Source organism: Psychrobacter sp. AOP3-A1-26 (genome assembly GCF_052378235.1).
Lineage (GTDB): Bacteria > Pseudomonadota > Gammaproteobacteria > Pseudomonadales > Moraxellaceae > Psychrobacter.
Genome location: NZ_JBQSXN010000034.1, coordinates 1 through 11,920, shown reverse-complemented (window position 1 = coordinate 11,920; position 11,920 = coordinate 1). Strand labels below are relative to the sequence as shown.

General features: G+C 43.4%; 10 protein-coding genes. 3 read left to right on the top strand and 7 right to left on the bottom strand.

Annotation, left to right across the window (positions count from 1 at the left end):
* Positions 1–386: 386 nt before the first annotated feature.
* The 6 genes from amaB to ppiC all read right to left on the bottom strand — a co-directional run bounded on the left by amaB (position 387) and on the right by ppiC (position 6,945).
* Positions 387–1,877, bottom strand: a complete 1,491-nt coding sequence (gene amaB / locus ACT3TU_RS07525) for an L-piperidine-6-carboxylate dehydrogenase (RefSeq protein WP_444784212.1) — start codon at positions 1,875–1,877, stop codon at positions 387–389.
* A 160-nt stretch (positions 1,878–2,037) separates the two neighbouring features.
* Positions 2,038–3,426, bottom strand: a complete 1,389-nt coding sequence (gene hglS, locus ACT3TU_RS07520; protein WP_444784222.1) for a 2-oxoadipate dioxygenase/decarboxylase HglS — start codon at positions 3,424–3,426, stop codon at positions 2,038–2,040.
* Positions 3,427–3,546: 120 nt separating this feature from the next.
* Entirely contained in the window at positions 3,547–4,818 is a 1,272-nt protein-coding gene (locus ACT3TU_RS07515; RefSeq protein WP_444784211.1) for a 2-aminoadipate transaminase, read from the bottom strand.
* A 185-nt stretch (positions 4,819–5,003) separates the two neighbouring features.
* Entirely contained in the window at positions 5,004–5,945 is a 942-nt protein-coding gene (locus ACT3TU_RS07510) for a LysR substrate-binding domain-containing protein (protein ID WP_444784210.1), read from the bottom strand.
* Between the two features lie 336 nt (positions 5,946–6,281).
* A complete protein-coding gene (locus ACT3TU_RS07505; protein WP_192529752.1) occupies positions 6,282–6,524 on the bottom strand; it encodes a hypothetical protein in 243 nt (80 codons plus the stop codon).
* 142 nt (positions 6,525–6,666) lie between these two features.
* A complete protein-coding gene (gene ppiC / locus ACT3TU_RS07500; RefSeq protein WP_192529753.1) occupies positions 6,667–6,945 on the bottom strand; it encodes a peptidylprolyl isomerase PpiC in 279 nt (92 codons plus the stop codon).
* Positions 6,946–7,527: 582 nt separating this feature from the next.
* Between ppiC and ACT3TU_RS07495 the strand changes: the two genes are divergently transcribed.
* The 3 genes from ACT3TU_RS07495 to ACT3TU_RS07485 are packed head-to-tail and all read left to right on the top strand — an operon-like array spanning position 7,528 to position 10,520.
* Positions 7,528–8,013: a MarR family winged helix-turn-helix transcriptional regulator gene (locus ACT3TU_RS07495; protein ID WP_192529754.1), complete on the top strand. Its 486-nt coding sequence runs from the start codon at positions 7,528–7,530 to the stop codon at positions 8,011–8,013.
* A gap of 42 nt (positions 8,014–8,055) precedes the next feature.
* Positions 8,056–9,252: an FAD-dependent oxidoreductase gene (locus ACT3TU_RS07490; RefSeq protein WP_192529755.1), complete on the top strand. Its 1,197-nt coding sequence runs from the start codon at positions 8,056–8,058 to the stop codon at positions 9,250–9,252.
* A gap of 8 nt (positions 9,253–9,260) precedes the next feature.
* A complete protein-coding gene (locus ACT3TU_RS07485; RefSeq protein ID WP_192529825.1) occupies positions 9,261–10,520 on the top strand; it encodes an MFS transporter in 1,260 nt (419 codons plus the stop codon).
* A 268-nt stretch (positions 10,521–10,788) separates the two neighbouring features.
* On the opposite strand, the gene rluF is transcribed toward ACT3TU_RS07485, so the two are convergent.
* Entirely contained in the window at positions 10,789–11,775 is a 987-nt protein-coding gene (rluF, locus tag ACT3TU_RS07480; protein WP_192529830.1) for a 23S rRNA pseudouridine(2604) synthase RluF, read from the bottom strand.
* Positions 11,776–11,920: the final 145 nt, after the last annotated feature.

The window sequence follows — 11,920 nt, the reverse complement described above, 5'->3', positions numbered from 1 at the left end:
AGTAGTTACAACCAAATCCATTGGTATATTTTCATAGCATAGCTTTAATAATCGAACAGTTAAAAATAACCTGACGAACTAAGTCAGTTCTCCAAATGGACTACCTTAAAAACTAGTCAAAACAATAGTCAGTTACTTCGTTAAAAGCACACTATTACACTAAACAAAATAGACTTTGAGAAACGAATAAAATTTAGAAATGAAAGTTAAGAATTAATACTAATTCAGATGGCTATACGCTATTTTTACAACCTAATTTACGTTCCACAATTAGATTACAAAAGCGCTTAGATAGTGCACAGGTTAGGCTGAGGACAGTTAAGCGCAAGCTAAGTGCGCTCAACCGAATAAAACCATCCTTTACTCATCAACAATTAAAGTTTGAGTTAACCAAAACTGATACCTTGAGCCAGTGGCAACTCTTTTGAGTAATTAATAGTATTAGTCTGACGGCGCATGTAGACTTTCCAAGCATCCGATCCTGACTCACGACCACCGCCCGTTTCTTTTTCACCGCCAAATGCACCGCCAATCTCAGCGCCACTGGTACCAATGTTGACGTTAGCGATACCACAATCACTACCGCGATCGCTCAAGAAGGTTTCAGCTTCACGCAGATCATTGGTAAATACGCATGATGATAAGCCTTGAGGCACATCGTTTTGCATCTCAATCGCCTCATCAAATTCTTTGTAAGTCATCACATATAGAATGGGTGCAAAGGTCTCGCTTCTAGCAACGTCATTTTGCTCATCGAATTCTACAATGGCCGGTGTCACATAATAGGCATTAGGATATTTATCTTCGAGTACCCGCTCGCCGCCAGTAACTTTACCACCCGCTTCTCTTGCCTTTTCCAAAGCCTGTTGCATATTATTGAAGCTATCTTCATCAATAAGCGGACCTACCAGATTGCCTTCTAATGGGTGACCAATAGTGACAGTTTCATAAGCGGATTTAATTCGTGGCAAGATATCGTCTTTAACAGACTCATGCACGAATACACGGCGTAATGTCGTACAACGCTGACCTGCTGTACCAACTGCTGAGAATAAAATCCCACGTAACGCAAGATCCAAATCTGCACTTGGCGCCAAGATCATGGCATTGTTACCACCAAGTTCAAGCAAGCACTTACCAAAGCGATTTGCAACTTTTGGTCCTACTTCTTTACCCATACGGGTACTACCCGTTGCGCTAACTAAGGCGACATCTTTATTTTCAACCAAAGCGTTACCGACATCCGTCTTACCTAATAATACTTGTGAGAGATGATCTGGCGCATCGCCAAATTTGGCTAAGGCTTTTTCAAACATTGCCTGACATGCTAAAGCGACTAAAGGAGATTTTTCTGACGGCTTCCAAACCACAGGATTACCACAGACGATAGCCAGCGCTGTATTCCAAGACCAAACCGCAACTGGGAAGTTAAAAGCAGAGATAACGCCAATTACACCAAGTGGATGCCATGTCTCACGCATATGATGGCCTGGACGCTCTGATGCAATCGTTAGACCATAGAGCTGACGTGAAACCCCAACTGCGAAGTCGCAGATATCGATCATTTCTTGTACTTCGCCTAGACCTTCTTCTTTAATCTTGCCTGCCTCAAAGGACACTAGCATTCCTAAGTCTTCTTTATGCTCACGCAACACCTCACCCAACAGGCGAACTAACTCACCACGTCTTGGAGCAGGAACTACACGCCACTCTTTAAAGGCTTTTTTAGCGTTAGCAATCTTGGTATCGACATCATTAACACTGTCTAGGGTAATCTTACCAATAACAGAACCATCTATAGGGCTGTTAACCTCAAAGTCGCCATCTTGGTATTGTTCTTCTTTGACACCCATAGCGGACATATATTGCTTAATCATAACTCATCCTTTTATATTGATTTATACTTCCTTGGAAGACTTATTAAGTTACCTTGCAGCAAACTAAGTTGCAAAATAATTAATCTCCTACTAGCATTCCTTTTTGGAATGCTGCTCAAATAATTCTCTTATTAATATGATACTTTCATCTACTGCCACACTAAGCATGGCTATTTAATGCCATCAAACACGCTTCAAGACTTTGGGCTTGCATCGCTTGATATAGCTCAAGCTCATCGTGTACACGTGCACCCAATGCGCGCTCAAACTCCTGTTGGTTTGAGTTACCCTCATAACTACTTTGTTTGTCATCATGAAGATTGGACTGAAAAATCCCTGCAGCACTTACTGGCAAAAAATCTTCATAGACGATAGGTTCAAGACGAACGACACCCTGCTCAATCAAATGAGTCATGGCTTGCTTTGAGGAAGAGTCATTTGAACCATTTCCCTCTAAATTATTTAGACCTGATTTAGAACCAACACTACTCGCATCTTCAGCATCATTAACCGCTTGATAGTAAAAATAAGCTAGTCCCTCATCATGTAATGTCTGATAATCATCTGGGAACGCTAAAAATGTTTTTTCTAGCATTTGATAGTACTCTGAAGCATTATTTGCATTCGGCGTCACGCCTAACTGACTACGAGCTTGATTAAGTAATTTGTCATACAACTCTCTCCCTTTAGGGGTTAAAGCCACACCTCGCTGTTCAATCTCACCAAAACGTGCAGTGTGATAACCGGTATCATAGCCACCTTCTGCGTTCTCAAAACTAACGGCTTCTTCCAACGCTTTAAAGCTTGTTTGTCGTAATAAAATAGGACAATCTCGTCTTGGTGGCCCCTCTATGATAGCTTTTGGCGGAATGCCTTTTGCTTGCATGCCTGCCTGCACCGCATCTATATCCAAGGTTCTAGGGGTCAGGTGATTGATATGAGGCCCCTTAAAACCAACGACATCCGCTATGAGTCCGTGTTGTGCTAATAGCTTTTGATACAGCTCTTTTGAGACTGGTGTTTTATCATGCCAACGAAAGGTTTCTAAGGCCTCTTTAATAAACCGCTTAGCTTCATCAGCCGTTAGACCACCCTGCTCCTCAAAGCGTTCAATCAGACTAATTACATTATCTGTAAATATATTGCGGTTATCCAAAGCGTCTGCCGCTTCCTGTTTTAGGACCTCATCAGTGATTAGATCTAAGCGTAATAATGAGGTAAACACACGAAAGGGGCTTTTATGGAGTGACTGCGCTTCAATCGCTCTAAAAGCCGTAGAATGCACCGGCACACCAGCTGGTGCCAAATCATAGTAGCCAACAGGGTGCATGCCCATCACTGCAAAAAGCCTACGCATCGTACTCAGCTCAGCTTCGGTGCCTAATCTGATTGCACCATGGCGCTCCAGATTAAGCCTATTAATCTCTCCAGTATGCTCAAGCTGTTCTTTAACCTCAGGCTGCTCGCTTTGCACTTCTGTATTTACTTCAGTTACTAAATCGATAAGGTCACCATATAATGGCACTTCTTTTTGGTACATCTCTGACATCGCTATAGAGAAATCATGGCGAATATCATCACTGCTTATAAATATATTTTTCACAAGTATGAGTCCTTTTAAATTAGAATATTTTTTTAGGTAAAAGTCGTCTCGTATCCAAAGTCATCGCTATAGCTTCGGTGCTTCATTAGGGATAGCAGCGAGTACTTCTTTTAAAATATCGAGTCCAGACGCTAAGGTTTCAGATTCAATCGTCAGTGGGGGTAACAGGCGAATAATATGTCGATGCTTCCCACTTGGCATTAGTAGTAACCCCCGCTCTCTAGCTTGCTTCAGCACATAAGACATCACGCTTGGGTGAGTGCCATAAGCAGGATGGCGTAGCTCTATACCACGCATAGCCCCTACTCCAGTGAGTCCATGCAACCACGGGGAGACTCCTTGTTGCTGCCACTGAGTTACGCTATCTTCGATAGTCTCTGCATAATGATTAGCAGATTGCCATACCTCATCTTCTTGCATAATATCTATAGTCGCATTCGCAGCAGCACACGCTACTGGATTACCTGAATAAGTACCACCCAAACTCCCTTTTGGCAAACCATTCATCACACTAGCCTTGCCTATCACCGCACCCAATGGCAAGCCTCCAGCGATACTTTTACCCAGCAATATCATGTCAGGCTCAATCCCTAAATGCGTAAAGGCAAAGGGTGTACCAGTACGACCGTAACCAGACTGAATCTCATCCATAATCAGTAAGATTCCATGCTTATCACAAAAGTCGCGCAGATATTTGGCAAATGTCACTGACATTAACTGAAAACCACCCTCTCCTTGTACTGGCTCCACAATAATGGCACCGATGTTGTCAATATCGGTCTCTACCGAAAATAAACGATCCAAGGCATCGATAGCTTGCTGATCACTAATATCATTATCAGAGCTTGGAAAAGGAATGTGATAAACGCCACCTGCTAAAGGACCTAACCCTTTCTTGTATGGAGCAACCTTACCGTTTAGATTAACCGCTGCAAGCGTACGGCCATGAAAGCCACCATCAAAGGCAATAACACCTGTGCGGCCTGTCTTCATACGAGCAATTTTTATGGCGTTTTCGGTCGCTTCTGCACCGCAATTTGTGAGCATGCCTGAGAGCTCACCTTTGATAGGAATGAGCTCGCACAATCTTGGCATAAAGGTTTGATACGGCATATGAGCCGCTGCATTGTAAGCATAATGAATGAGCGACTGTGCTTGAGTGATAATCGCACTGACGATATGAGGATGGCAATGGCCAAAGTTTAGGACCCCAATACCGCCTACAAAATCAATGTAGCAGCGATCTTTGTCGTCCCAAACCTTTGCATTTTTACCTTTGGTTAAAGTCAACGGATGTACCATCGTAAAAGCATCGGTGACATTGTATAGCGGTTCCATGAGCATCTCTTACCTTCCTTGAGTTAGACATTCATTTCAGCAAAACTCTGTCTCATCAGCAAACGAATAATAGTTGTGACGCCATTCCTTTAATTCATTGCCATAAAAAACCGGCTAGTTTGTCTCTCTATCAGTAGTATTTTTAAGCTTATTGATAGCTCAAAATTAACAATACACTTTATAGGTTATAGTATGTAATCTAAGTTTTGCTCAGCTGTTTTTTCAAGATAAGCTGAAACCCATTCTAAAATGACTTTTACTTTGTGCGAGCGACCTAAAGATAAAGGATAAGATAGGTAATAAGCCCCCCTTCCTTTCGCAGCATAGCTCCATGCTGTCACGAGTGTACCCGACTGTAACTCTGGAGCAACTAAGCGTAATGGTACTAGTGCGATACCATAGCCGAGTAAAGCAGCGGAGATAGTCGTATGAAAAGTGTCAAAGCGTGGGCCTACAAAGGTACCTTCGATACTAATGTCTTGCTGTTTAAAATACTCATACCATGCGCTAGGTCGTGAGCTGAGTTGCAATAGGATGAAGCTGTCTATGTTGCTGGTGCATGGTGCTTTATCTTTTAAATAATCAGGATTACAGACAGCCACACTATATTCATCAAATAATTTGATCGCCTCCATACCGCTCCATATTCCGTTGCCATATAAAAAAGCAACATCTACATTTTGATCTTCAACAAAAAAAGGACCAGCAAGTTCTTTGATACTTAAATTGATCAGCGGCTGTGCTTTACCAAAACCTTTTAATGCAGGCATCAACCAACGAGCACAAAAGGTGGGATGTGAGACGATTTTTAGTATCTCTGAGTTATCACTATTTGACATTAAGCTAGTAGTCGCCGCTTCGATATGTTTGAGAATATCCAATACTTCAAGATAATAAGTCTTACCTGCTGGCGTTAAAGATATTCGATGCGGTGTACGATAAAAAAGTGAGAGGTTTAACATCTCCTCTAGCTGAGCGACTTGCTTACTAATGGCGCTTTGCGTCATATGCATCTCTTGCGCAGCATTAGTAAAACTTAAGTGCCTAGCAGCCGTCTCAAAACATTGCAAAGCAGTTGTCGAAGGGTATCTTCTAAAAGCAAGTGGGGTTTTAGTTTCATTTTTCATAAATTATTTTTTCTATTCCATATAAATAATTTTTGCCAGTCTCATTAACAAGCCTACTCAAAAAATAGTGATTTTAACTAAAAAACTGGTGTAATGGACATTATTCATGCTGTCATAGGGTCTAAAGCTATATGCTGTCAATATTTGCAAGGAATCAAAAAACTTAATGACCGACTGAAAGCTCTTCACTAATACACTATTTTGGTGGTGTATCAAAAAGTATGCTGCTTAAAATCTGAACAATTTTTAATGCTTTGTAAACCTTGCAAAACCAGAGAAAGAAACACGGATCTTTTATGAGGTTTTCCCGCTAGCATACTTTTTAGAACACTACCACTATTTTTTATTTAACTCAAAAATCAAATCAACAATTAGCAGTAAATGCATGACATATTTCATCAGTGATGATGATGCATGGCTAGCTTCGTTATTAGCAGTGTTGATTATATGTTCTTCTTTAGGGTTAATTACCGATAATGAATAACCACTATAATAGTCATAATTAATAAGGTTCTTTGATAGTTGACGATAATCAGCTTTAAATTCCTTCATTATTCCTATCTGTTTTTCTTCATTCATTATTTTCTGATGTTTTAACTCTCCTTTTTAGGTTTATTATATGTGGCCTTTTAGCGAACAGATAAAGAAAAAACAAATATTAACGATCAGAAAAGCCAGGCAGCTTAGGTTGCCTGGCTTTAGTGCTTATCAAATCTAATTCTTACGTTCTGTAAAGGACTTTGACCACATGCCAGCCAAATTTAGTTTTTACCAAATGTGGGGTGAAAAGTTCGCCATTGAAGCAGACTTTATCAAACGCTGATACCATTTGGCCTTTTTTAAACTCCCCTAAGTTGCCACCTTTTTTACCTGATGGGCAGGTCGAATGTTTCTTAGCCAGCACATCAAACTGAGCGCCTTTTTTAAGCTTGGCAATAATGTCATCAGCCAGTTCTTTGTCTTTTACTAAAATGTGTAATGCGCTAGCTGTACGAGCCATAAGGTAACCCTTTAATAAAATATCGATTATCGGGGAATTATATCACTACTTACCTTGTTTGCTAACCTTGCTTGTATGCTCTACTTGATCAAAAGTCATTATCTACATAGGCGCTATCCTTTGGAGGAGAATCGGTGCCTTTTGAGTATCGCTACCACTACAAAATAGGCTATATAAGGCTACAGTAATTCATTACTTCAAAGAGAGCTGGATTGGCGTTAATGACATTAAACTGGCAACCTTTAAATGGGTATCACTTCGAGCACAGTTCTCGTCTTGCAAAGTTAAATCGATAATTAATCAATTTTTAACGCTTCTCAGGTTCAATAAAACCCGTTTTCATAGCACGATTGGCTATGTACTACCCTTTGATGTTGAAAAACAGTATTGTGATAGTTTAATCCTGTCAGGCATTGCAGTCCGACTCTATTAAATCAGCCTCTGATAAAGTCGGGGCGGTTCACTTTCAAAGTAAGTGTCTTTATCGTGCTGTTAGCAACATATGAGTATTTCTTAGAGGAATACCTTGTCATCAGTAGAAAACTACCTTATAGTTGCTACTAACAACCATAAGGAATAGCCATGCCTATTGATACATTAACCCGCGATGCTGAAGACCTTTATGAAGCCTTAAATGAGCTCATTCGGGTCTACCAGTTTCGTGATCGTGGCCATATCTGCAGTTATGATGTATCCGTAGCTCAATGCTATGCGTTAGAAACCTTGGTCAAGCGCGGACCGCTACGACTGCAATCGCTCGCTGCAGACATGTATCTGGATAAGAGTACTACCAGCCGGGTTGTTAATGCGTTGGAGCGTAAGGGTTATGTCGTTCGCGTTGAGGATGCGGATGATCGTCGAGCTATTCGAGTTCAGTCAACGGAATCAGGACTGGAACTCTACCAAGTTATTCGAGCTGACTTGATAGCCGAGGAGCGCGCCATGATTGAAACCCTCGCACCTGAATTGCGCCAAGCTTCATTAACATTATTAAGGCAACTGGCAAGGGCTGCCGAGGAACGGTACGGTGTGCGAGCTAATAAGTTATTCGAACCAGATACAGACTAGCAGCAACGCTATTTTTATTTATATCGATATCAGGAGTATTGCATGAATCAAACCACTCATCCCGTAGTAATTATTGGCGCGGGCCCTATTGGACTTGCTGCCGCCGCTCATTTGCTAAGTCGGGGGCTTACCCCCATGGTACTGGAAGCAGGTGCCAAAGCCGGATCGAGCATTAACCAATGGCGCCATGTTAGGATGTTTTCTCCGTGGAGCTTTAATATCGATAAAGAGGCGGCACTGTTATTGACCGCTAATGGCTGGACAGCGCCGCAACCGGATGTGTACCCTACTGGGCAAGAGCTACTGGATCAATACTTGGAGCCATTGTCTAAATTACCGCAAATCAAGCCGTGCCTACACTTAAATAGCCGCGTCTTGGCAGTAAGTAAGGCGGAGCACGACGTCATGAAAACGCAAGGACGTAATGGCTCACCATTTTTATTGCGTGTTAGCGGGCCCAATGGCGAGCGTGATGTATTGGCCAGTTCGGTGATTGATGCGTCTGGAACCTACACTACCCCCAACTGGATGGGTGCCAACGGTGTGCCGGCCTTGGGTGAGCAGCAAAGTCATGAGCATATCACTTACGGCATTCCCGATGTATTAGGTAGCGCGCGTAAACGCTATAGCGGCCGGCGTGTTTTGGTGGTCGGTGGCGGGCACTCTGCCTTCAATGCCCTGCAAGACTTGGTTACGCTGGCAGATACGGCGCCTGATACCCGTGTGCTTTGGGCGGTAAGAGGGACTTCTTTAGGGTGTATGCTGGCGGGAGGAGAAAACGATCAGCTGGAACAGCGAGGCAAGTTGGTCTTAAAAGTACGCCAGCTCTTGGACGATGGTGCCATTGAGCTGCATCAAGGTATTCGAATTAATAATATTATTCGCTCCCCCGAAGGCCTCGTCGTGCAGGGTAAAGAACAAGCTTTGCCACCGATAGATGAAATCATCGTTGCCACTGGCTTTCGACCCAATCTACAACTACTTTCCGAGTTACGCCTTGCGCTTGATCCGGCGACGGGCAGCCCTGTTAAGCTAGCACCTTTGATTGACCCAAACGAGCACAGTTGCGGTTCTGTACCTGCACACGGTGCCGAGGAGTTGGCACATCCCGATAAAAACGTGTTCATTGTGGGTATGAAAAGCTATGGCAGAGCGCCAACATTCTTAATGAAGACCGGTTACGAGCAGCTGCGTTCGGTAACGGACGCCTTGACTGAGAACTTGCTTGTTGCTTCGTAAATACTCAAATGTCCAATATTCAAGTTAATGCCACGGATGAATCTTCTGGCTCGCCAAAAGCGGATAGTCCGCGAGCACTTATCACCGCGCTCGGGGTCGGCCAATTATGCGCATGGGGGTCGCTGTATTACAGCTTCCCTTTGATTGCCGAAGCGATGATGGTGGAGCTGGGTTGGTCGAAAACAGATGTCTATGGCGCTGCCACGCTTGGGTTGGTGCTGGCAGGATTTTTAGCTTATCCCGTAGGTGTTGCTGTCGATAAAGGCTACGGCAGGGTGCTTATGGGTGGTGCGTCGCTCATGGCGGGGATACTGCTGGCACTTTGGTCACAAATCGATAGTTTATTGGGGTTTTATCTTCTGATTGCTAGCATCGGCGCCTTACAGGCAGCATTGCTGTACGAACCTGCGTTTGCCGTGATTGCTCGCAGGACTGGAGTGGGCAAAGCCCGAACAGGCATTATCGCGATAACGCTGTGGGGCGGATTTGCCAGCACTATATTTATCCCCCTAGTGCAATTCTTATTGGACCATGTGGGATGGCGCGATGCCTTGCTGGTATTAGCACTTATCAATGGGGTAGTTTGTACGATTGCGTATTTTGGTTTTATCCGACCCGAAAAAGATGCTATCCATTTTGACTACCCAGATCTAAAAAACGTGCTGACAACGGATAAACAAGAAGTTAAGGCTGCATTTCACAAGCCAGTTTTCTGGTTGTTAATGCTTTCGCTAACGGCTTATGCCGGTGCGTTCACCGCCTTTACCTTTCACATGTATCCGCTATTGCTTGAGAATGGATTGTCTACCAGTAATGTGGTTTGGGCCATCGCCACCATCGGCCCTGCCCAGGTGGCGGGTCGAATCCTAATCAGCATCTTTGGCTCAGGGGTGTCCATGCGACGCATAGGCAGCATTGTGGTCGCCGCATTTCCCTTGGTGTTTATTGTTCTGGCGTTATGGCCTACAAGCATGTGGGTCGTTACCACGATGTGTATTGTCTATGGCGCGAGTAATGGTATCTTTACCATCGTGCGAGGACTGGTGGTACCTGAAATGCTGAGCCGCCGCGCTTATGGTGCGATTAATAGCTTATTAAACTTTCCCAGCACACTTGCCAGAGCCTTTGCACCTGTAGCCATTGCTTTGCTTTGGTCAAGTACGATGTCCTATGGCGTGGCAGTTTGGGCTATCATTGCTTGCGCTATAATATTAGCCCTCAGCTTTTGGTTTGCCGCTTGGGTTAATCAGCCGATGTCCACACGCTAGCTAATATTGGGCGCGTTATCAAATGAGCAAGGAATAAGAAGTATCTGGGAGACACTTCCTCCGAGTGCAAGACGGAAGGCTATGCCTGTAGTGATTGCCACGTCTGGACATTGAGCCTTTCAATCTATACTGCTTGATGATCTTATGACACGCGTGGCTACAGTACTGAGCGATAAGGCTTTTTTTATCAAAACCTCAAAGGTTTATCCCGTTCTAAATTAGTTGGCCACTACACATCAATCTATGATCGCGAATACCACTAATATCACTACCGCTTAGAACCTCGACCTTTTGATGGGCGCTTACCATTTGCAGCAGGTTTGCCTTTACCCCTAGGTTTGTTGCCATCACCAAAAGGACGCCTATTTTTACCTTTAGAGTCCGCTGGTTTTCTAGCACCGTCCTTGGCGTGTTTAGTACCCCCCTTTCCAGTGCCCTTTGGTTTTGAAGACGCTTTTGGCTTTGACGAGGTATTAGTACGAGGTTTTTTTCGTGGTGTATTACGAGATTTCTTGGGCGGAGTACTGTCTTCCGAAGAAGAGTCTTCTATAGATTTAAGTAAAACAGACATCTCTTTTGGGGTTAAGTCTCGCCAGTCTCCAACCGGGATACCCTTAAGATTCACATTCATAATCCGTGTACGCTCAAGCTTTACGACTTCATAGCCAAAATGCTCACACATGCGACGGATTTGGCGGTTCAAACCTTGCACTAGGGTGATTTTAAACACGGTGGGCGCCACCTTGGTAACAGGACATTTTTTCGTCATCCTCCCCAAAATAGGCACGCCACCCGCTAAACCTTCAATAAAACTATCCGTTATCGGCTTATTCACTGTTACCAGATAATCTTTCTCATGATTATTACCAGCACGTAGCACTTTGTTGACCAAATCGCCATTGCTGGTTAAAAAGATTAAACCTTGGGAATCTTTATCCAAGCGGCCTATCGGGAAAATACGGTCGCTATGCCTGACAAAATCAACAATGTTGTTTTTCTCAGAGCTTTCCGTAGTGCTTACAATACCGACTGGCTTATTCAATACAATAAAAACAAAGTCATCAGCTTCTTGCGGCTCAATGAGCTGGCCGTTAACTTTTACCGTATCTCCAGCAACCACTTGATCACCGATCACAGCACGCTTGCCATTGATGTACACATTGCCTTGTTCAATAAAGCGGTCAGCGTCTCTTCGAGAGCAAATACCACTTTCTCTGATGTATTTATTTAAACGAGTCGAGGAAGCGTTGAACATAAAGCACCGTTTTTACCTAATAAAAAGCCTAAATTGAATGACTCACTTTAAGCGAAATGATTCATATTATATAGGAAATCCATTGCTGATTTCAGCAGAGATGGACAAAACCTAGAAATGCATCCAGAATCGTATAAAAAGTTAT

Bases quoted from the DNA above. Each gene is read 5' to 3' on its own strand.
- ACT3TU_RS07490 (WP_192529755.1), top strand. From the start codon at position 8,056: ATGAATCAAACCACTCATCCCGTAGTAATTATTGGCGCGGGCCCTATT.
- rluF (WP_192529830.1), bottom strand. From the start codon at position 11,775: ATGTTCAACGCTTCCTCGACTCGTTTAAATAAATACATCAGAGAAAGT.
- hglS (WP_444784222.1), bottom strand. From the start codon at position 3,426: ATGTCAGAGATGTACCAAAAAGAAGTGCCATTATATGGTGACCTTATC.
- ACT3TU_RS07505 (WP_192529752.1), bottom strand. From the start codon at position 6,524: ATGAATGAAGAAAAACAGATAGGAATAATGAAGGAATTTAAAGCTGAT.
- ACT3TU_RS07495 (WP_192529754.1), top strand. From the start codon at position 7,528: ATGCCTATTGATACATTAACCCGCGATGCTGAAGACCTTTATGAAGCC.
- amaB (WP_444784212.1), bottom strand. From the start codon at position 1,877: ATGATTAAGCAATATATGTCCGCTATGGGTGTCAAAGAAGAACAATAC.
- ACT3TU_RS07515 (WP_444784211.1), bottom strand. From the start codon at position 4,818: ATGGAACCGCTATACAATGTCACCGATGCTTTTACGATGGTACATCCG.
- ACT3TU_RS07510 (WP_444784210.1), bottom strand. From the start codon at position 5,945: ATGAAAAATGAAACTAAAACCCCACTTGCTTTTAGAAGATACCCTTCG.
- ppiC (WP_192529753.1), bottom strand. From the start codon at position 6,945: ATGGCTCGTACAGCTAGCGCATTACACATTTTAGTAAAAGACAAAGAA.
- ACT3TU_RS07485 (WP_192529825.1), top strand. From the start codon at position 9,261: ATGTCCAATATTCAAGTTAATGCCACGGATGAATCTTCTGGCTCGCCA.